The 23,337-nt window shown below is 39.5% G+C and carries 10 protein-coding genes; 8 read left to right on the top strand and 2 right to left on the bottom strand.

All coding sequences use genetic code 11. The features are described from left to right. Positions 1–60: 60 nt before the first annotated feature. Complete coding sequence (locus VCM39_RS02610) at positions 61–4,362, bottom strand: FG-GAP-like repeat-containing protein (RefSeq protein WP_322933535.1); 4,302 nt, start codon at positions 4,360–4,362, stop codon at positions 61–63. A gap of 74 nt (positions 4,363–4,436) precedes the next feature. Further along, positions 4,437–6,218, bottom strand: a complete 1,782-nt coding sequence (locus VCM39_RS02605; RefSeq protein ID WP_322933534.1) for a T9SS type A sorting domain-containing protein — start codon at positions 6,216–6,218, stop codon at positions 4,437–4,439. Positions 6,219–6,726: 508 nt separating this feature from the next. Between VCM39_RS02605 and VCM39_RS02600 the strand changes: the two genes are divergently transcribed. The 8 genes from VCM39_RS02600 (at position 6,727) to VCM39_RS02565 (ending at position 23,312) form a co-directional block, all read left to right on the top strand. Continuing rightward, the gene (locus VCM39_RS02600) at positions 6,727–10,719 is read left to right on the top strand and encodes a hybrid sensor histidine kinase/response regulator transcription factor (protein WP_221651534.1); all 3,993 of its coding nucleotides are present in this window, start codon (positions 6,727–6,729) and stop codon (positions 10,717–10,719) included. Continuing rightward, the gene (locus VCM39_RS02595) at positions 10,716–11,723 is read left to right on the top strand and encodes a glycoside hydrolase family 43 protein (protein WP_322933533.1); all 1,008 of its coding nucleotides are present in this window, start codon (positions 10,716–10,718) and stop codon (positions 11,721–11,723) included. Before VCM39_RS02600 ends, VCM39_RS02595 begins: the two co-directional genes overlap by 4 nt. A gap of 33 nt (positions 11,724–11,756) precedes the next feature. Beyond that, a complete protein-coding gene (locus VCM39_RS02590; protein ID WP_322933532.1) occupies positions 11,757–13,730 on the top strand; it encodes a VCBS repeat-containing protein in 1,974 nt (657 codons plus the stop codon). Between the two features lie 21 nt (positions 13,731–13,751). After that, on the top strand, positions 13,752–16,679 hold the full coding sequence (locus VCM39_RS02585) for a DUF4982 domain-containing protein (protein WP_322933531.1): 2,928 nt from the start codon (positions 13,752–13,754) through the stop codon (positions 16,677–16,679). An 18-nt stretch (positions 16,680–16,697) separates the two neighbouring features. Further along, entirely contained in the window at positions 16,698–17,684 is a 987-nt protein-coding gene (locus VCM39_RS02580; protein WP_323674016.1) for a family 43 glycosylhydrolase, read from the top strand. 62 nt (positions 17,685–17,746) lie between these two features. Next, positions 17,747–18,727 carry a family 43 glycosylhydrolase gene (locus tag VCM39_RS02575; protein ID WP_322933529.1) on the top strand — a complete coding sequence of 327 codons (981 nt, stop codon included), beginning with the start codon at positions 17,747–17,749 and terminating at the stop codon, positions 18,725–18,727. Positions 18,728–18,979: 252 nt separating this feature from the next. Next, positions 18,980–20,119, top strand: coding sequence for a hypothetical protein (locus VCM39_RS02570; RefSeq protein ID WP_322933528.1), 1,140 nt, complete (start codon positions 18,980–18,982; stop codon positions 20,117–20,119). A gap of 28 nt (positions 20,120–20,147) precedes the next feature. Next, positions 20,148–23,312 (top strand): hypothetical protein, encoded by a 3,165-nt coding sequence (locus VCM39_RS02565; protein ID WP_322933527.1) that lies wholly within the window; start codon positions 20,148–20,150, stop codon positions 23,310–23,312. Positions 23,313–23,337: the final 25 nt, after the last annotated feature.

The raw sequence follows: 23,337 nt of genomic DNA, 5'->3' as shown, positions 1-23,337 counted from the left end.
CTTAAATAGTATTATTTATAATGCCATATATAGATCAATTAGCATCATTAACTAAAAGCTTTATAAGGCGAGTTTAAAAGTTCTTGATAATTTCCCTATAATACCAGATACCAGATATACCCCTTTCTCTAAACCACTATATACCCCGTTGCCATTTACTATCGTCCGCAAAATTTGTACACCAGATGTATTTATAATTTCGAGAAGAGTTTTATCTCCTACGTTATAATAAATATTACCATTAGCTGTATACACACATAAATCAAGAAGTGTATTCTCGCACACGCTACTTGCCAACGGATTAAAAGAAGAAAAAGCAAACCTTCCTCCTCTTTTTCCATTGTCAATAGCTTGTACTCCCCATTCATATTCTGCATCTTCATCTGCGATATACATTGAATAAGAGGTAGCCGTAATCTGCCCCGAGATTTCACCTACTTTGATAAATCCCGTTTGTAAATCGGCAGGAACTGTCATAAAGAACTCTTTCGATCCGGTTTTCTTTACATAAAGGTTATATTGCAATGTTTTCGAAGGAGTTACGTCATCCACAGAAGCATCCCAGGAGAAAGTAACCATACCCGTTTCTTTATTATAAGAACTCTTGAGGTTAGATGGAGCAGAAGGGGCCTCGTTGGGTGTGATACCCGCTGTCGAAGAGGTGTTCTGCCAAAGTTGGGTAGCACAACCTCGACTACAAACGTTATCCTGTGCCCATCCCATATTCCATGCATCAAGATAACCATCATTATTATAATCTACCAGATGGTTGTTACCGTGGCTGATACGATCGAAAGTCCAAGCCTGCCCTGTATTATAATAGGCCCCGCAAACTTTGAAATCGAAGTCTCCTTTATTCACATAAAGCCAGGTAGTAATGGCATGTTGTTCTCCATGTCCGCCTACCAGAATATCGGGCAAACCATCGTGATTAACGTCTCCAAAGGAAGGAGTCGCACCGTCTACACCTTCAAATCCACAGAAAAGATCGTTCAGCATTTCAAAATTACGGTTTCCACAATTTCGGTATACATAAAAAGACTTTGCCCCCGAACCTTTATTACGGGAATATCCCGTCACTACAATATCCATATATCCATCGGCATCTAAATCGCACAACGAACAAGAAGAATCATTGGCCCCATACAGATATTGTTCATTCTCAGAGAAAGTACCATCCCCATTATTCCAATAAACATGTAAGTTACCCTCACCTGGCCCATAACCGGAAGATACGATATCCAACCAACCATCATTATCCATATCTCCAAAATGTACAGATCCTCTTGACAAACCCGGAAAAGGTTGTATCCCATCCAATGGAGCTTCTTGTCTGATAAATCCCTTCCCTTTGTTGTTTTTATAAAGATAAACAACACGCCGGTCATGATGCACAATGGGAACCCCATTCTCATCTACCTTGCCATCGGGATCCATGTAGTCATCCAGACCTGTTACAACCAGATCCTGATAACCGTCCTTATCGTAATCGCCCACTGAAACCCACTGACGCGATCGTCCGCCATCCATTGTGTTATAGATCGGAGTAATACCCATCTTATTTTCTGTCAGCCTAGCTGCATTTACCTCTTCAAACAGATATTTTCCGTCTTGCCCCTTTCCTTTATTCTCATATAAGAATGCAGCTATATCTTCGAGATTACTTGTATAATTCATTGACTTCGAACCGGGAACAAATAAATCCATCAGACCATCGTTATTATAGTCGAACCAAACCGGACAAGCATAATAACAAACATCAAAAGGACTCTCCAGACGGGCAAAACCTTCTTTACCATCATAATCGTATAATACAGAAACCTGTTGAGCTGAAGCTTTTTTAATGTGTACATTTTGTCCGGAATAAGCAATCTCCAGATAACCGTCATTGTCATAATCGCCCCACGCTACATTCGAACGGTCCGCTGTATGATAAAACTGCCCTTTGATTATGGAATTGCCTATAGGTTCTGCAGGAACAGGTTTACTCACTTTGGTAAAAATGGGCTCAACCGGATTACCGGGTATAGTGACTTCTGAATATTCCGGATCGGACAAATCATCATATATTTCCTTATAGTTAAAATCTTCCGTAGAGAAAACAGAAATACCCAAATCCATTATCTGCTCTCCACTTCCCTGTCTGCCTTCCACAGCAATTAAGTTCCAGCTGTTCGGTTTCAACGTCTGCCGGGCTTCATAAGAAATATCAAAAGGAATATAATTGGAGACAGAACCTTTCTTCGATGCTGCCCACACGCCGTTGATATAGATATGGATATCGTCATCATGATAAAGCTTGAAACGCATTTTTTCTACCATTTCCGGAGTAATTGCACCCAGATAGAACCAACGGCGCATATAAATCTGAGAAGTATTCCAGGGAGTTGAGATCAAATCTTTCGTGTTCCATAAAGCACTTCTTCCAAAAGCAGCTTCTCCCTGTGCCCATGCACGGTCGTCAAACTCTTTGGCAAACCATCTGCGGGGTACATCATCAGACGTTATATATCTCCATTTATATTTATGCTCTTGAGACGTGGAAATGATAGTTTGTACTTTCACTTCACTTCGAGGCATGTTAATACACTCTTCGATTTTTGCTTTCAACTCCCCGGTAGCAGAATAAGGTTTCAGAACACGACGATCATAAGTCAATATTCCGTTTCTCTCAATTTCAACATCGGATAATTGCGTATATACAGCCGCATTCAAGCCATAATAATAATAGTCCTTTATTTTATCAGCTAAACGATTGAATAAAACAGTAAAATCACCTCCGGTTTCTACAGTTGTGTACTGGAAATCACCTCCCGGCCAAACATGTCCTTGTACTTTCAAGGTAATGCCACCATACTCACCGCAAACTGCTGCACGGTTTCGGTCAAGCGGACAAGAAGGGTCCGGATAACTATGAGAGTCTTTGATATCTCCTATGTTAGCATCATTCCAACCACTGGCACAACAAACAAGAGTTTGGCCAACCACACCTTGTACAATTTGAGTCATTCTTTCTGTATCAAATTGCCCCCATCCTTCATTAAATACAATCCATTGGATAATACTGGGGTGATTTCTAAAGGCCTCAATAATCCTTACCGACTCCTCTTGAAATGTCTTCTTAGCAAAATCTTCGTATCCGGAAGGCAGATTAGGACTGGGCAGATCCTGCCACACCAGAATCCCTTCCCGGTCACAATGCATATACCAACGGGCGGGTTCCACCTTTATATGCTTTCTAATCATGTTAAAGCCTAAAGACTTCATGGCTTTTATATCAAACAAGAGTGCTTCGTCACTCGGAGCGGTATATAAACCATCGGGCCACCAGCCTTGATCAAGTGGTCCCATCTGAAAAATCTGTTCTCCATTAAGGAAGATACGAGGAGTTTCGCCTACCTTTTTGACTTCTATTTTACGCATACCACAATAACTGCTTACCGCATCGGTCTGAACACCATCTTTTATAATAGTTATGTCAAGATCATAAAGATAAGGGTCATCCACTGACCATAAATGAGGATTCTCAATAGGTAATGTCAAGATCCGGCCCACTTTACCACCTGCCATAGTAGCTACCTTATTGCCTGCTTTATCCAACAGGTTGATATTTACAGATACGCCGGTAGTCAGAGAGGCACTCACGCTAACCTTCAAACAGGAGTTATCCACATCAGGACGTATCGTAAGAGATTCTATGTGAATTGAATTCACAGGTTCCAACCATACCGTCTGCCAGATACCACTCACCGGAGTATACCAGCACCCCCATTTATTCAATGCTTGCTTACCTTTAGGCTGTCCTTCACCACCTGTATTATCGTATGTATAAACAACCAGTTCATGTTCTTCCTGCTCATTAAGAGCCGAAGTTATATCAAAATAAAAAGGATCATATCCCCCTGTATGGCTCCCAACTTTAATACCATCTATGTAAACAATAGTTTCCCAGTCTACCGCGTCGAAATGAAGCAGTATATTTCTTCCTTTCATGGCTTCAGGAATCTTCAAAATACGTTTGTACCAATAACATTGACTATTACTCTCTTCCATAATTCCGGAAAGAGCTGATTCTATTGGGAAAGGAACTAATATTTTTTGATTAAAAGTAAAATTCGGATCGTAGTTTTCTCCTTTTACACCTTTTCGTAAATCCCAGATGCCATTCAGGTTCATCCACTCTTTTCTTACCATCTGAGGCCTCGGATATTCGGGCAGTACGTTATTGACATCCATTGTTTCACTCCATGGAGTCATCATGGGAGCTTTCTTTATTTGCCACTCCTGAGCATTTATAACCAAAGCATTAATGAGACAAAACATTCCAATAATGAAGTGTTTTTGCATTACTTTTATTTTCATGTTATTAGATAAAAAATGAGGATGCCCATATCCGTATACGCGACACCCTCATGTTAGTTAAATTATTATTTATCTTACTTCACCAACAACTTAGTACTTTTCACAGCACCCTGTTTGTCGACAGCTTTCAATAGATACAAGCCAGAAGCAAAGTTACTGATTGTAGTAGTACCAGCTGGTAAACTCTTATTAGCTATTTGTACACCATTTACTGTATAGATAGCTATATTTACCTCTTCTGCAGAATTCACAATAACCTCATCGTTTACAGAGTATATATCCAACCCTTTAATGGATGTTAATGATTTAATACCTGTCGTTTCACCTACATTCGGATCCAGATACAGACCATAAATGTTGGCTCCGGCACTTTGAGGTAAGTTGTAAACAATATATAGGTTTTGTACTCCTTTAACCTCTTTCAGAAGTCCGGCAGTACCCTCTTTTATACTCCACGCTCCCGTTCCCTGGGCTCTGACTTTGGCAATTGGTTCATGATCGGCAAGTGCCGCGTTCAACTCTTCCGTATTTGTTATGTACCCCCATTTTATATCATCCAAATCTGTATAGAGGGAGAAGTTAGCCTCATCAATCGTGCCTAACCAATTCTTATCGCAAGAGTGATTAATGACTACTCTTTTGTATTCACCATCTTTGAAATCAACATCATAATAACAAACCACAACACCATTGGAAGTAAAACCAATATTGTTACCTTCACCACGGGCAGTAGCACTACCTGCAACTACAACTTTCCATTCCATCTCACCTGCAGCTGAGTCGCCACCTGATTCACCGGTTCCTTTAGTTACATATACCACAGCCTCCTCAGAGGGCAATACGTTTTCAAAAACAATACCGCATTGTGGATTCTCAAACCAAACCGGCTCTTTCACCAAATCTATTCTATGAAGATTAGTAGCATCTCCCCATTTTACAAACAGATAATGAGAACCTGTCACTTTTTTCAGTTGAGTAGCGATTGGAGTAAAATCATTCCACTTTTGCAGGTTAATACCCGACCAGGTTCTTGCAATCATATTTTCAGGTTTCACCTCATCAATATAGAACTCCATATATTCTCTGTATCTTTCACCATCATGACCGACAAAAGCAACTAATTGTTGAAATTCTCCATTCCCAAAATCAACTTTTTCAGTAGACTTAGCGATAAAGCCTTCTCTTACACCACCCCAACAATCACTATTCCCATCATATTTAGTATCTTTATAAGGATCTACTACATCCGGATCTTCCGGTATAGCTACAGCTCTCACAAATTCAGAAGCGCCAATAATGGTAGCATTTTCTTTATACTCAGGCAATTCACTTGGCCATGGCTGAACACCTTCGTCTGCTTCCGCAAAGGCCTCCTGATAAAACTTCACAGAACGTAAATTTCCATTCCCCAAACGGAAAGTCAACCAAACCTTCTGCTTACCGATTGGGCGTTCAAAATCTTCACTTTCTTTCATGTTGTATGCAAACATTTCAAAACAATGGTAACCATAGGTTCTATCAACTAACATTTCTGTAAACGGGACAGCCGTTTCCGATGTTTCTCCAGCACTGAGAACTACATATCTCTCAACTCCAAAATCGCCCCATCCCTGTGCAAATTCTACTCCAGTAGCTTTATAGGCATCTCCATCTGCCCCAAAATCAACCTCTCCCAAACCAACAATGGTCATGTTGCTTGTCTGCCCAACATTGCCATAAACAATATCAAAGATGGCATCTTGAACCAGCTCAATGTTCTCATTCCCTTTCATTGTTTCAATCACTAAATCCTGAGCCAGTACAGGACCTGTTGCTAAAAGAGCTAAAGCCCCAATAAGTAATGTGTTTTTTCTCATTGTAAAATAATTTAAATTAAACATTTATTTGTGACCCAAGATTACAACTACTTCGGCTCTTAATTTTCCGGAAGCCTTCATAGTTACATACTTGGTTTTTTGCTAAAAACAGACTCCATTTTAATTGTTTACTAAAAACAGAGATATTGCCCGGAATCCCCTGTTCAGAGCCAATCATCTTTAACAATTTCACTGTTGACAAAAGTATGGCTTCCTTTTCTTTTTACATCGCACGATTATTTCAAAAAATAACAATTTGGTCACAAGGCTTTTTTTCTATACAACACATTCGAAACCCCAAAACATATTCTGGTAAAAAAATAGAAGTATATCCCAAACAGGAACAAAAAAAAATAATACGTTGGTTTCATTTTATAACGCATCCGTGTATAAGAAACCCGTACGAACCATTACTCAATCGCAGATACGACTAACTTGCTATTTTTTGAACCAGGCATTATTTTATTTATGGCTACGTTTGCACCAATAATTTAATTAATAAAAAGGTATGAAACAGCCGGTATTCAACACTTTCATCCTTCTCTCGATGTTATTGTTCAACATGTCTGGATATGCTTTGAATAACTACTATTTTAATATTATCAGTAGAGATAAAGGATTATCACAGACCAACGTTAAAGCAATCATTCAAGATAGTAATGGATTTATGTGGTTTGGAACTCGCAATAAGCTCAACCGATACGATGGAAATACATTTAAAGTGTTTGATTGTTATGATCATGTAGCACAAAAACAAAATAACAACATCTCTTCCTTATTTGAAGATAAAGAAAAACAGCTTTGGGTAGGAACTGATAATGGTGTTTTCAGACTAAATCCTCAAACCGGGAAATTCACTTATATGAATATACAAACGTCAGAAGGGATTACCATGACCGACTGGATATCTGATATAAAAGAGGACAAAGATGGGAATATCTGGATTGTAGTTCCTAATCAGGGATTATTCCGTTATCTTCAAAACAGTAAAGAATTAATGTTCTATGCATTTGGGAAAAAATCAGTTCCGGATCATGGCAATCCTCAAAGTATATGTATAGATCAAAGTAACAGAGTCTGGATAGGGACAAATGGAAAAGGAGTATATCTATACAATAAAAACACCAATCAATTCAATCAATATCTTGGAGATACACAAGGCAACACACTTGCCGGAGAAAATATTTATACAATGGCAGATGATGGTGAGTTTCTGATTCTTGGTATACACGAAGGTAAACTACGCAAGATTCATAAAAGGAAAAATACAGTTACTGATGTAAATGCACCGGAGATACACTATAAAATTATTCGTTGCATCACCAAATTAGGAAATCAATTATGGGTAGGTACCCAGTCTGGTATATATATATTAAATGAAGAAGGCGAAGTATTCAAGATATACAATGATCCGATGTCTAATTATTCACTTTCGGACAATCAGGTGGGAAAAATCTATCAAGATCGGGAAGGGGGTGTATGGGTTGGAACAAATGCGGGAGGAATCAACTATTTATCAAAGTCAGTTCTCAAATTTACCCGTTACATCCCACTGAATAGGAAAGAAACAATCAGCAGTAAACGTGTACGAGAAATCATTGAAGATAATGACCAGAATATATGGATAGGGACAGAAGATGCCGGAGTTAACATTTTTTCTCCGGAAAAGAAAACATTCAAAAAGATAGGGAGAGAAATGAGTAAAGATTTAACATCTGATCAGACTCTGAGCTTATTGAATACTAATGGAAATATTTGGGTTGGTTTATTCAAAAACGGATTGGATGTTATTTCTTCGAAGACCTACAATATACAACATTATTCAGGAAATCAGTTAAGATTGAATGAATCCAGTATTTATGCCTTGTGTGAAGACAAATATGGTAATATTTGGTTAGGGAACGGCTGGGGAGTTTATAAAGGCAATAAAGAGACAATGGAGTTTGTCAATGTAAAAGAATTCGGTCTGTGCTATACTTATGATATTATTGAAGATTCTAATGGTAATATTTGGGTAGCAACTATGGGTAATGGCGTATATAAATACAATCAAGAATCGCAGAAAACAGAGCATTATACCAATCAAATTAATGTCAAATCCTCTTTGAGTTCCAATTCGGTGAGTAACATTACGGAAACAAGTAACGGAGATATATGGTTCGCTACAGACAGAGGAGGTATTTGCAAATATAACAGCAAAGAAAACAATTTTCATAAAATTTCTTTAGCTGAAGGGCTACCGGATGATAGTGCATATAAAATAGTAGAAGATAAAAATGGTTATTTATGGTTCGGAACTAACAATGGATTGATACAGCTAAACCCACAGGATTATAGTATCAAAATGTTTTCAACAAACAATGGCCTACCTAGTAACCAGTTTAGCTATAAATCGGCCTTAGCCAGCAGCACAGGAGAATTATTCTTCGGGACAGCAGAAGGACTCATCTCTTTCTTTCCGGAAAAGATGGAACAAAACCACTTCATCCCACCTGTATACATCACATATATCAATTATAAGAACAACAAATCAAAAGACAAGGAAACGAACAGCGAATTCCTGAAATCAGGACCAATCACATTACAACATGATCAAAATAGTATTGAGTTAGGCTTTGTTGCCTTAAGCTATGCATGTCCAACCGCTAACCAATATGCATACAAAATGGTAAACCTTGACAAAGAATGGATATATACCAAAGATAGCCAAAGTGCAAACTATACTAATCTTTCGCCGGGAAAATATAAATTTATTGTAAAAGCCTGCAACAATGATAACGAGTGGAACAAAGAGGGTGCATCCATTGAAATCATCATTCTCTCTCCGTGGTGGAGAACCTGGACTGCCTATTTTTGCTATGCTATTATAATTATTATCTGTATTTATCTGGCAAGCAAATACTACACTTATGTACATAGGAAAAAGTCATTAGAAAAACAACGTTTATTTGAAAGCGAAAAAGAGAAAGAACTATATAGTTCTAAAATTGATTTCTTTACCAATATCGCTCATGAAATACGAACTCCACTGACGTTAATCAACGGTCCTTTAGAATCATTAGTAGAAATGGATATTAAAGAGCCCAACATTAAAAAGAATGTTCAGCTTATGCAGAAAAATATATCTGAACTGCTTACTTTAATCAATCAGATTCTGGACTTTAGAAAAATCGATGCCAATAAAGTCACCATGAATCTTGTTGATAGTAATATATCAGTCATTGTCAATGAAGTCTATCAGGAATTCCTGCCTATGGCATTATCTATAAATAGAATAATCGGGATTGATATGCCCGAACAAGACATCTATGCGCAGATCGACCGGGGTTCTTTCATCAAAATCTTGAATAATCTATTTTCAAATGCAATCCGATATTCAGATAGAAATATCAGCATAAAACTTGAGGATACAAGTAAACATTTCCATCTGACAATAAAAAATGATGGTGAAATAGTACCCTCTGAGATGGAAGATAAAATATTCGATCCGTTCTATCAATTGAAAAAAAATGCAAATATAAATGCCAGTTCCGGCATAGGCTTATCTTTAGCCCGATCACTTGCAGAATTGCATCATGGTACTTTAAAATACAAAAGTGCAAATAATCTAAATATATTTACGTTAGTTATACCAAAAGGTGAAGTATTGAAACAAGATAAAGAAATCGATTTGTTTAACGATGATTTTATTGAGCCGCCATCTAAACAGGAGACCATTTTAATTGTAGAAGATAATATTGAATTATTGTCATTTATGACAGAAAAGCTGAACTCCAGCTTCTCCATAGAGAAAGCGACAAATGGTGCCGAAGCATTTGATATTATTGAAAGAAAAAATATCGATATTGTAATTACAGATATTATGATGCCTATAATGGATGGTTTCGAACTCTGTAAGAAAATAAAAACAGATATTGAATATTGTCATATACCAGTTGTTCTATTAACAGCCAAGAATGATTTGAGCAGTAAAATCAGAGGACTTGAAACCGGAGCAGATGCTTACATTGAAAAACCTTTCTCATTCAAATATCTGATAACCCAACTGAGTTCACTGCTGGAAAACAGAAAAAGAGAAAAAGAGGCATTCATCAAAAAGCCTTACGTTACATCTCATTCAATAGGATTGTGCAAAGCTGATGAAGAATTAATAAATAAGATCATTGGCATTATTGAGGAGAATATAACAGACTCAAACTTTGGTGTCGAACGCCTGTCTGAAATTACTAATATGAGCCGGTCAAGCCTACACCGAAAGATCAAAGCCCTTTCCGGAACATCGCCTACCGACTTTATCCGACTCATCCGGCTTAAAAAAGCTTCTGAACTGATAGCCGAAGGACACTATCGTACAGGAGAGGTATGCTACATTGTCGGAATAAATTCCCCCTCCTATTTCATCAAATTATTTCAGAAACAATTTAATATGACCCCCAAAGAATTTGAGAAGCAGCAAAGGATGACAAACACAAATGATTATAACATAAATTTAACAAGATGAAAGGAACAAGTTTTTTTCTATTAAGCCTGATTTTAATTGTATTTTACTCATGTGGTTCATCAAAAACGATTCGTTCAGGAGAAATATGGACAGATACAGACCAAAACATGATTAATGCACACGGAGGAGGAATCTTATATCACAATGGAACCTATTATTGGTATGGTGAATACAAAAATGACTCGACTTACCATGCACCCGGTGTAGAGTGGGATTGTTACAGGACAGAGGCGGGAGGAGTAGCCTGCTACTCTTCCAAAAATCTGCAATCGTGGAAGTTTGAAGGTATCGTATTAAAACCTGACATGACAGATCCGACATCCGACATCCATCCATCTATGGTCATAGAACGTCCCAAGGTAATCTACAACGATAAAACAAAGAAGTTTGTGATGTGGATTCATATTGACAACTATAATTATTCGAAGGCCGCAGCCGGAGTGGCTATATCAGACAGCCCGACAGGAAACTTCCAATATTTACACTCTCTCCGTCCCGGTGGAGAAGAAAGTAGAGATATGACCCTGTTTAAAGATGAAGATGGAAAAGCATACCATATCTATTCAACCAAAGGTAACTCCACATTATTCTTCCATTTACTTTCAGACGATTATCTGACACACACAGAGATATATAAAGCTGCTTTTTCCGGAAAATACAGAGAAGCCCCAGCCATCTTTAAAAGGCAAAACAAATATTATCTGATTACTTCCGGATGTAGTGGATGGGACCCTAATGAAGCAGAATATGCAATCGCAGACTCCATATTGGGCGAATGGAAAACAATGGGTAATCCCTGTATCGGAGAGAATGCAAATAAGTCATTTGGAGGACAAAGTACATTTGCCATATCAGTAGATCCAAAGAAAGATAAATATATCATAATGTTTGACAGGTGGAATAAACTGGACTTAATAGATTCCAGATATATTTGGTTACCAATTAATTTCCATCCGGAGGGAATAAGCATAGAATGGAAACCTGAATGGTCCTTCAAGAAATAGCAATACATAAAATCATCTCTTAAATTTTATATTATGAAACTGAAACTATTATTAATCGCATGTAGTAGTTGTCTCAGCATAGTATTACATGCTCAGACTCCAGGAGACATTGAAAATGTCAGATTTGAATACATGGAAAAACCTGTACTATTGAGTATCGGTGGAGATCCATTGGACTTTGCCCATGCCACATATACCAACATGGCATGGGGTGACTATAATAACGACGGGAGTCTTGACCTGTTCTACAGTGATAAAAATAATCATGGCAGTGCAACGAAAACTCAGGAAAGCTTCTATCAGAATAACGGAGATGGTACCTTCACCAAACTAACCTCTCCATTTGCCTCCACCGCTTTTTCGTGTCCGGTATGGTTTGACATGAACAATGATGGACTTCTGGATCTATTTATTCCCGGGCTAAGTGATTGGAATTACCAATGGAATGATTTGAGTACTCGCCTCTCAACAATACAAGCACGTTTATATATCAACCAGGGAGTACAGACTAACGGCACATACAAGTTTCAAGAGATACCAGTATCAGAATCAGGATTAATACCCATATTCAATGGAAAAACCGGAGGGAAAGGGCACAATTGGGCAGTGGCAGGTGACTATGACAATGATGGATATACCGATTTGCTCGTCACAGGTTTCGATGAAAAAGAAAGATCGAATCGAGATAATTATGAAGACGCAGTAAGAGTGGTATATTTATTCAGGAACATAAAAGGAGAATCTTTCGAACTTCAGAAAACACCTCTAAACGGTAACAAACCTTTTCATGGAATGACGGACGGAAGTGTATGTTTCGTCGATCTGGATAATGACGGCTGGCTGGATATTGTTTCTACTGGATATGGTTATTCAAGAGAATCTGAAATGCATGTTTATTGGAACTTGCAAGATGGTACATTTACAGAATCGGATTTTAACTTTGATACAACCACGAACTCCTCATGTGATGTATACGATTTAAACAATGACGGTTGGGCAGATATTATCATGACAGGTGTATATTTCAATAACAGTCAAAAAAAATTCTACATATATAAAAATAAAGGAAACCGCGACTTTGAAAAGATAGAGAGGGAACAACTGCTTCCCATAGACGGAGGGCAGCTTTCATTCGGCGACATCAACCATGATGGGTGGGCCGATATGCTGGCAGGTGGTCATAACGGAACTTACGAACATACCACCTGGCTCTATATAAACAAAGGGAATTTCAATTTCGAGCCTATAGCATGGTACAATAAAGAGAATTATGGCTGGGCATTTCCGAGAGTTACCCATGGAAGTGAACAACTGATCGATATTGACAATGACGGCCGGCTGGATGCATGGATTTCAGGATGGTCAAAAGACGCCTGCAATTTGGGTTGTAATACTGAACTCTGGAAAAACACCTCTAATGTAAGCAAGAATGAAGCTCCGGGAACACCTCAGAATTTAAGAGCCAGTTTGATAGAAGGTACTAACCTGCTTTCCTTATCGTGGGCTCCCGCCACTGACGACATCACCCCTCAAAGTGTATTACAGTACAACATTTATCTAAAAAAGAAAGACTTCGGGACATGCCACATGACGGTACCGGCAGATATATCTTCCGGCTTTATCAAAGTTGGTCGCATTTCGGGCCAACTCACTCAATGTTCATATAAAATAAAAATAGAGTCCAATGGTGTATATGAATGGGGAGTACAGGCCATAGATAATGGAAAGCGAGGCAGCCTCTTTGCTAAATCCACGCTAACGATTGATCAGGTTAGTGGAATCACAAATCAGGAAGAAGAAGCTATCTTTATCCATAGCAAGGGAGAATCAGTATACTATTCAATCAAAGGAACGGGAGATATAACCCTATTCAAAACTGACGGTAGCATTGTGTATCAGAATCAAATCCAGGAGGCCGGGAGCATCACTTTACAGGAAAAAGGTAGCTATATCGTCATGATCAAAACAAATTCAACTATAAAAAGGCAGAAGTGCGTTATTCTATAACCCAATTCAGATTCTCACTATATGGAAAAAAAATATTTATTACTCGCATGCGTTGCCCTGTTCAGCCAATTACATATATATTCAAAAGAGCAACAATCCATTAATTTAGGAGACACTCCATGGAAATTTTCTAAAGTAATCCGGCAAGAAACAAACTTAGCCAAGGACGCAAGCATTCTTTATGGATTGCAAAAAGTGTCAGAGATAAATGACGATGATATTCATACGGAATGGAGAGCAGATTATTCATCAGAAAAACATCTATTCATCGATCTGCATGAAAAGAAACAGCTTAAAAACGTCAAACTAATATTCAAGGGAGATCAGACACGGTTTGCCACTGTGAAAATGGAAGCCAGCCTTAATAACGAAGATTGGTATCCGATAGCAGAAGGTACAGTAAAAAGAGCATGTGACCTTCACAAAGAAGGTGACATATCCAATGTGAACAATACAGTAGGTTATTTTGAAAAGGTAACATATACCTACCTCTCCATCCCTGTTTCGGCATCCTGTCGATACATCAGGCTGACAATTCTAAGTTGTCAGTCTGAAAAGAATGAAGAGTTACCGAAGTGTATCAGCGAACTTGCCATTTATCCGGTCGAAAACAATTATTCAGACCAGGAAATAGCAGGTTTGGCATTTAAAGACGATCAATGGGAATCGGTCGGCATTCCTCACTGTTTTAATGAACGCGATACCTACTTGAATGCCAGTACAGGTGAGCGTTGCTGGAGAGGAGAAGCCTGGTACAGAAAAAAAATAGGCTTCAGCAAAAAAGACCGGGATAAAGAAATCTTCCTTGAATTTCAGGGAATAAACTTCGCGGCTATTGTTTTTATTAACGGACAGGCCATCCCTGGTAGCACACAAGTAGAGCATCCGGGTATAGTCACTCATGTAGGTAGTGCCCTCCCCTTTGTTGTGAATATCACAAAATATATAAAATGGGATACGGAAAATCAGATAGCCATTAAAGTCTCTAATGCTAAAAACACATTTTTCACCTGGCCGGAGTTTGGTACAAATGAAGGATTCGGACAGGCTATGGGTGGCATCGTTTGTCCGATATACATGCACAAAAAACATAAAATACATATTCCATTCAACCGCTATTCTCCATTAAGGAAATGGGGTACTTATTTGGGAACAGTATCGGCTACACCTCAAAAAGCAATGATACGTTTCCAGGTGAATGTTGACAACACTACGGATCAAGAGCAGGATATTGAGTTACGCACTTATTTGCAGGATCAACAAGGACACACCGTATTGTCCTTCTCCGACAAGCAAAAGGTATCAGCCCGGAAAACCAAGTTGTTTGATCGTACAGAATCTATTCAGAACCCTCATTTATGGTACCCCGTTGGTTGCTCCGGTACTCCGTACTTATATACGGTATTGAATAAAGTATATGTAAACGGCAAATTAGCAGATAGCAAAAGCGAACCATTTGGAATAAGAGAAATTACTTGGGATGAAGACTACTGCTACGTGAACGGAGAGAAATGTATTTTACGAGGTTTCGGAAGCAGAAACATATATCCGGGATTAGGAGCTGCTGTCCCCGCTGCTTTGCAATGGCAAGATATTGCCCTTATTGCCCAGTGTGGAGGTAATACATTGCGTGTAGGACATCAGCCACCTTTCACCGAAGCACTTAAAGCTTGTGATGCCTATGGGGTTTTACTAATTGTAAACAGTGGAGACGGAGAATGGTCACTAAAGAATGAGCCGGCCAAAACATACAAACGGGAGTATGACCGGGAAATGATTGTGGCCTTCCGTAATCATCCGTCTGTCGTTATTTGGGAATCGAATAACGGCTTGGCATACGATGGAGATAAATACCTACCATCACATACTCTCAGCGAAGTGAAAGCATGGGATTATATACAACCCCGGCTGGTTCTTAATCGTGACGGTTATCCTCCTGAATGGGATGAGAAAGAGCCCATTGTGATTGGTTATACCAATCGTTATGAAAAAGTAAAAGGACGTCCGTCACTAAACACAGAGGTTTATGGTGCCAACTGGAGTGGACTTCCGAGTTGGTGTATCGCACGGTTTGATTATAATAACGAGAAGGAATTTTCAATGGATTACGTACGAAACTATTTCGATAATCTGGACAATCAGGCTTGCGGTTGGATTGACTGGATGCTGGTAGAAACTTACGGCGAAGGTTATACAATCTATCTGAATGGAATGAAAAATCAGAAGAGCCTGGGTTCATGCGCAATGGATGGAAACCGTTTTCCTAAACTGAAGTACCGAATTTACCAAAAAGCACTTTGGGTACCCTATTCTCAGCAACCGGGAGTTGCACTCCAAAGCCACTGGAATTATTCAGGTATTCAAAATATTGATGCCTGGAGCAATTGTCCCTACGTCGAACTATTTATCAATAAAAAGTCGTACGGTATTGTTGAGCCAGATCAAAGAACCCGCCAATGTACATGGAGAGATATCCAATGGGAACCAGGTACCGTAGAAGCCGTAGGTCTTGATACGAACAAATACCCTGTTTGTTCAGAGAAAATAGAATCTTCCGATAAGCCCTATGCCATAGAAGTTACAATCGAGAAGCCTGTGGCCAAACCCTCCGGAGAAGAATTTATCTTGAAAGCAAATGCTTCCGACGCTTTCATTGTTACAGCCAAAGTAGTCGATAAGTCAGGACACTGGTGTCCATGGGCCGATAATCTATTGAAATTTGAGGTTGAAGGCGAAGGTATATACAAAGGTTCCTATAATTTCTATGTCACCGAAGGTAAAGACTTATCCTATCACGCCCCCGGAGATACAGAATTACAGGCAGAAGGAGGACTTATGAGAGCAGCTGTACGTACTACTTTTAAACCGGGAAAGATAAAAGTAAAAGTGAGTTCGGATGGGTTAATCTCAGGAGAAAGCATAATTAAATCAAAAAAAATCAGACATTAATTCCCTGACAATACTATGATGAAAAAATATTTTTATGTTGCATGTACTTTATTATTAGTGGGGTGTATGACTTCTCACCATTCGTCTGGAAATAAAACGAACAGAATAAGGAAAGAAACGATTGACAGTATGGCCTCCAATCCCTTTATTCGACATATGTACACAGCCGATCCATCTGCCCATGTCTGGGCAGACGGCCGCTTGTATGTTTATGCCTCGCATGACATAGATCCACCTCAGGGTTGTGACCTGATGGACAGATATCATGTTTTTTCGACCGACGATATGGTGCACTGGAAAGATCATGGAGAAATACTGAATGCTTCTCAAGTGCCATGGGGACGTAAAGAAGGCGGATTCATGTGGGCACCGGATTGTGCTTATAAAGACGGTACCTATTATTTCTATTTCCCACATCCCAGCGATACGTATACAAACAATAGTTGGAAAATAGGAGTAGCCACCAGTAAAGAACCTGCTGCCAACTTTACCGTTCAGGGATATATCGAAGGAATGGACCCAATGATAGATCCCTGCGTGTTCACGGATGATGACGGCCAGACTTACATATATAATGGCGGAGGTGGAACTTGCAAAGGGGGTAAACTGAAGGACAATATGATGGAGTTGGATGGTGAAATGAAAATTATGGAAGGTTTAGATGATTTCCACGAAGCTACGTGGATACATAAATACAAAGGAAAATATTATCTTTCCTATGCTGATAATCACGAGCCCAATGGCAATGATGGCATGAATGGTTATAATTGCATGCGCTATGCCATAAGTGACAACCCTTTAGGACCGTGGAAGTACATGGGTGTCTATATGGAACCTTCCGATTGCTTTACCAATCAAGGTTCTATCGTGGAGTACAAAGGGGAGTGGTTTGCTTTCTATCACACGATATCCTTATCCAACAATCCTGCGTTACGTTCTATTTGTATAGATAAGTTGTATCATAACGAAGACGGTACTATCCGTATGGTAAAACAACGCAAATAATGTATGTGACAATAACTATTATTTCTATTCTATTAAACAAAAAAATATCGACACCCATATTTATGAAAAAGTATTTTTATATTATATGCACTTTATTATTCGCGGGATGCATAACCTCTCATCATTCTTCCGAGAAGAAAAATGCAGGAAAAGCAACAATCGATAGTTTGGCTCCCAACCCCTTTATCACACACATGTACACGGCCGATCCTTCTGCACACGTCTGGGCCGACGGACGTTTATATGTTTATGCTTCGCACGACATAGCCCCACCACGTGGATGCGACTTGATGGACAGATACCATGTCTTCTCTACCGATGATATGGTACACTGGAAAGATCATGGTGAAATACTGAATTCTTCCCAGGTACCATGGGGACGTAAAGAAGGCGGATTCATGTGGGCACCGGATTGTGCTTATAAAAATAGTACATATTACTTTTATTTCCCACATCCCAGCGATACGGACTGGAACAATAGTTGGAAAATAGGGGTAGCTACGAGCAAAGAGCCTGCTGCCAACTTTACTGTACAGGGATATATTAAAGGAATGGATTCATTGATAGATCCTTGTGTTTTCATAGATGATGACGGCCAGGCTTACATCTACAATGGCGGAGGTGGAGTTTGCAAAGGCGGCAAGTTAAAAGACAACATGATGGATCTGGACGGTGAAATGAAAGTCATGGAAGGTTTGGTAGACTTCCACGAAGCTACATGGATACATAAGTATAAAGGGAAATATTACCTCTCTTATTCTGACAATCATGACGACAACTGGAATGATGGCGTCAAAGGAGATAACCGTATGCGCTATGCCATTAGTGACAATCCTTTAGGCCCCTGGAAACACATGGGCATCTATATGGAACCAACAGATAGTGGTACTAATCATGGCTCTATTGTGAAATATAAAGGGCAATGGTTTGCCTTTTATCACAACAGCGCTTTGTCACAACACGATTGGCTACGTTCCATTTGTGTAGATAAGTTATATCACAATGAAGACGGCACTATCCGCATGGTGAAACAACACAAATAAGAGACTTGCGACACGCGTTTTGACAAGGGATATGCAAGAATGTACATTATTACCATGCAAAAGTGTACATTATTATACAACAAAAGTGTACACTTATGTCATACAAGAGTGTACACTTTTGTAACCATCTAATTTTCAACAATCTAACATTTCACATAACCTTATTTCTATTGACCTTCTGATCTCTATCTCCGGCTAATAGATTTTCTTCCTTTTTTATATGATTATGAATATAAAATTAATAATTCCCACATGAAAAAGATTTTATTTATGTGTTTGTTCTGCCTTTACTTATTCGGTTCACATGCACAAACCCTCTTTCACAAATCGACCACCCTCCCCCGGGTAGGTGACAAAATCTATAAACAGGAAATTCGCTTTCTTCCTCCGGGAGAAAGCGGTACAGGAAAAGTATGGCAATTCGACCACCTGACTCCTGTAGACGAACAGTATGAGCTGATCTATACCGGCAATGATTCTCTATTGACAGGCACTGAACATCGAACCCGATACACTTATCGTGTGACAGGAGATTCTCTATTGAAAACCGAAGTCGAAAATATATCCACTTACCAGAAAGCAATTCATCCTGAACTTCTGGCCGTATATCCCATGCAATTGGGTAGCCACTTCGAAAGTTACTTTGGCTATACCGGTGAATACCAACATGCCTATGGCATGGAACTATTGGGCAAAACCACCGTTTCCGTTGATGCGGCAGGAACCCTGATCATAGCCGGAGATACCATTCCTGATGTATTGCGGATACATACTAAACGACGATTTGTACAAGATCTGAACCTGAGTAACGAATCCGTAATGGCAGAAGACTCCGCTTTGTGGTTACGCCAGTTCACTCCGGACAGTATCTCATATCGGATCAGCAGAGATACACTCGTTACACAGACCGATACTTATAGTTGGTACGCTTCAGGCTATCGTTATCCGATAGTAGAGACAGTGGAAAACACACTAATCCGCCACGGTGTTTTCATTCCTCATTTTCAGACTGCTTTCTACTATCCTCCGGTTGACCAATATTATACATTGAATGAAGATGCGGAGAATCGGCAGAAGCGTGAAGAGACACTTACACAACGGCAGTTGGGAAAGAATGCATCCCACAATGGCTCATTCTCATTAGAGGATGCGATGGGAAAATGTAAATTCTATCAGGAAAGCAATAACCTGGTTGTAGAATATATGCTGAATACTTCCTGCGAGGTTGAAATAGCTCTATATACCGTTCAGGGTGAACTGTTGGCTATTTATCCGAAGAAAGCATTGCGTCCGGGACAATATCGTGAGTCCATCGCTATTGATTCTTTGCTATCAGAGCGCTATGTATTACGTCTGATCGTCAATGGCAAAGTCTATGGCGAGAAAATCTGAGTACTGACTACTATATTCAAATACTATTATGAAAAATTTATCAAGCCTTTATCAAACCGCCACCTTTCTCTTGCTCCTCTGTATGGGATGCAGCGAAACGGTCTCTGCCGATAATCCCATCAAAATCTCCCAACCTCAAATCTCGCCTGTCTCTCCGGAAGCGGCGGCTGTACAAAAATATATTTGCTATCCGGTTAATCATAGTACAGGATTGGCCGATATCACCATTCCGTTGTATACCATTAAAGCCGGCGATTTAGAGCTTCCTATCACTTTGACCTATCATTCTGCCGGAATTAAACTCCATCAGTTAAGCGGCTGGGTGGGTACAAACTGGACATTAAATGCCGAGCCTTCCGTCATGCGGGAAATCAAAGGTATTCCGGATGACGCAAAACGCGGAGGATACAGAACCTTAGAATACCTTAAAAACAAAGATAACAGTAACTCCGATGAACTAACTCGCTTCTTCAGACGAATTGAAGATAAGGATTGTGACAGCGAACCCGATCATTTCTATTATAAATTACCTAACCGAAGTGGTACTTTTTATTTAGGAGTAAAATATACAGGATACAACTATATTCCTTACAATGCAGGTTTTGGTATCTATCCGTATACGCCTTTAAAAATTTCCGGTTGGGAACTTATTGGCGAAAATGGTGTCGATATAGAGGACGAAAATGGTGTCTGGTATGAGTTTGGTGGAGAAATGGATGGATATACGGAGAAGACCGGAAATTATAATACCCGCTGGCTATGCAAGAGTATTAATTCCCGTCAAACAAGAGCGTGTATATCATTTAGATACAGCGGTTTACAGCGAAAGCGAATTAATCCCAGCTATTCTTCTGATTATGTTGTATTGGAAGATAAAATGGAATATAATGTTGGCAGTGGCAGAAGCTCTGTATCTGATTCTACTTGGTTTCCAATAAAAGAGAACACTTTCTTACGTCGTTCAGACAGTGTGAATGTCCCCATGTCTCGTTCTAATTATTATGGAGGCTATAGACTACTAATCAAGCAAAGAGGTCGGGTTTATTATGGAAATATCACAGATGGAAAAGTCGAGATACTCAGTTCATCTTATCCCAGCGAACAGGAATATGCGATTTTCAATCCTTACGATTCCGACTTTGTGGACGAACGCAAGCTAACGCGTATTGACTTTGGCGGAGGTATCGTTTTATTTGAGCAGGACCCGGAAGACAACCTAAGTACCATTACAGTCAAGTCAAAAGACGGAAGTATTATCCGGAAATTTCAATTCTATATCTCCAGGTACAATGCATACACGGAACTCACAAAATTAGATTCAATCGCTGTTACTGCCGGTAGAGATCCCGAGCGTCGTTTGTATTCTTTTTTATATGATAAGCCTGATTATGTTCAGCCTGTATCCAGCTCGGCAATGGATCATTGGGGATATTATAATGGACAACATGAATTAAACAACGGCACTCGACTCTTTATTCCCTACGGTCGTTATTATGTAAACGACAATTATTACTTCCATTATGGAGATAGTGCCCGCGAATGCAATGAATACTATATGAAAACAGGCGTCCTAACCGACATCTTCTCACCGGAGGGAGTACGTACAAACTTCAGTTATGAAGCCAATCGGTACGGAAAGGTATTCAGTGGTGCTGCGAATTATCAAAAGAAAGTCTATTTGGCAGGAGGACTGCGGGTAAGCATGATTAGAGAGAGCGATATGCATGGTGGCTTTTCCAGATATCGTTATTTTCAGTATGGTCTTTCTGCTCCGGAAGGAAAATATGGCAATGACGGTACCGGACTTGGTGTAGCTAAGGTAGCAGTAACTCAACGAGATTATTGTACGGAACAAGAGCGACTGACTATTGACCATCTCGGCGAAAGAAATCTTTGTCGCACACATACATGGGGCGCGACTCCTGTTTCCAATATCTCGTTCGGCAATGGTAATTCAGTGATTTATCCTTATGTGAGGGAACAAGTGATCGCCGATGGAGCAGAAATTCGTACAGACTATCATTTCAGTGCTCCTGAGTGGGATTTATATGGTGGCATTCCGCAGGATCCTTTCTCTCCGAGACAAGTTCGCCAGGATATTTCAAAACCCTTTGATCCCGACAAAGGCGAAGATGCTTTACGCTATGGGCACCTTATCAAGAAAGAGATATACAGCGGAGATACGTTGGTAGAAAAGCACGAATACGAATATTCCATTTACCAAAAGCCATTCAAAGAGGATAATGATTATACTTTCGCAGTTGTTTTTGGACGGCCTTATAAGACTCGTGTTTGTAACGTTCAGGAGTATGATAGTCGTCCTCAAGAATTATATAAAGATTATACGTGGATGAAAGAACGAGGCGCTTCCCGTTTGAAGCGTGAACGCACCACCCGTTTTTCGGATACAGGCGAGACAAGCATCCTAACTCGCGAGCATGTTTATCATCCCGACAGTAGTAATGTATACGATGGATTTGATGCAGAGTTAAATGGAGGAGGTACACTTTATGCAACCAACCACTTAAATCCACTATGGACCCGAACCCGAACAGGCAACAGTGAGATTATGGAACAGTTTATATATCCTGAAGAGGCAAAGAAGAATATAACAATAAATTTGGGGCAAGACTTTCTACTGTCATGCAATGCGATCAATAAATTACTGGTTTATAAACGCGTTTGCGGAAAAGATACGACCTCTTTAAGGAATGTATATGCGGGGCTCAATATTTACGCCGTTCAAGCTTGGAACCCAACATTATCCCAATACGAAGATCGCCTCAAATACACCTATAATGATTTTGGAAATATCAGTTCGGTCACTTCCGATGGCAAGATTTACACCAGCTATCTTTGGTCGTATTACAATCAGTATCCTGTCTTTAAAGTAGAAAATGCCAATATTGCCAAGGTACTTTCCGCACTCAATAAAGATCAGGCATGGCTTACACAGTTGGAAGCACAAGGGCAGCCCGATGTCTTCGCCTTATCCGGCACCAGCCTCCCGCATACCACCTTATATACCTATCGGCCCTTGATAGGAGTTTCCTCCATCAGAGGTGCCGATGGAGTTAATACCTATTTTGAGTATGATTACTGGGGACGTCTTATTCGTTCGTATATCCTTGAAGATGGAGTTGAAAAGACTATTTCCACATTCACATACAATACTCCCGGTTATCATCTATAGTATAAAAGTATAATCAATAAAAGTA

Origin of the sequence: Bacteroides mucinivorans, assembly GCF_034654355.2 — a bacterium.
Taxonomy (GTDB): domain Bacteria; phylum Bacteroidota; class Bacteroidia; order Bacteroidales; family Bacteroidaceae; genus Bacteroides; species Bacteroides nordii.
This window is presented reverse-complemented; position numbering and strand designations above follow the sequence as displayed.

Coding starts and splice junctions, on each gene's coding strand:
- VCM39_RS02585 (WP_322933531.1), top strand. CDS start 13,752: ATGGAAAAAAAATATTTATTACTCGCATGCGTTGCCCTGTTCAGCCAA.
- VCM39_RS02575 (WP_322933529.1), top strand. CDS start 17,747: ATGAAAAAGTATTTTTATATTATATGCACTTTATTATTCGCGGGATGC.
- VCM39_RS02590 (WP_322933532.1), top strand. CDS start 11,757: ATGAAACTGAAACTATTATTAATCGCATGTAGTAGTTGTCTCAGCATA.
- VCM39_RS02570 (WP_322933528.1), top strand. CDS start 18,980: ATGAAAAAGATTTTATTTATGTGTTTGTTCTGCCTTTACTTATTCGGT.
- VCM39_RS02610 (WP_322933535.1), bottom strand. CDS start 4,362: ATGAAAATAAAAGTAATGCAAAAACACTTCATTATTGGAATGTTTTGT.
- VCM39_RS02580 (WP_323674016.1), top strand. CDS start 16,698: ATGAAAAAATATTTTTATGTTGCATGTACTTTATTATTAGTGGGGTGT.
- VCM39_RS02600 (WP_221651534.1), top strand. CDS start 6,727: ATGAAACAGCCGGTATTCAACACTTTCATCCTTCTCTCGATGTTATTG.
- VCM39_RS02565 (WP_322933527.1), top strand. CDS start 20,148: ATGAAAAATTTATCAAGCCTTTATCAAACCGCCACCTTTCTCTTGCTC.
- VCM39_RS02595 (WP_322933533.1), top strand. CDS start 10,716: ATGAAAGGAACAAGTTTTTTTCTATTAAGCCTGATTTTAATTGTATTT.
- VCM39_RS02605 (WP_322933534.1), bottom strand. CDS start 6,218: ATGAGAAAAAACACATTACTTATTGGGGCTTTAGCTCTTTTAGCAACA.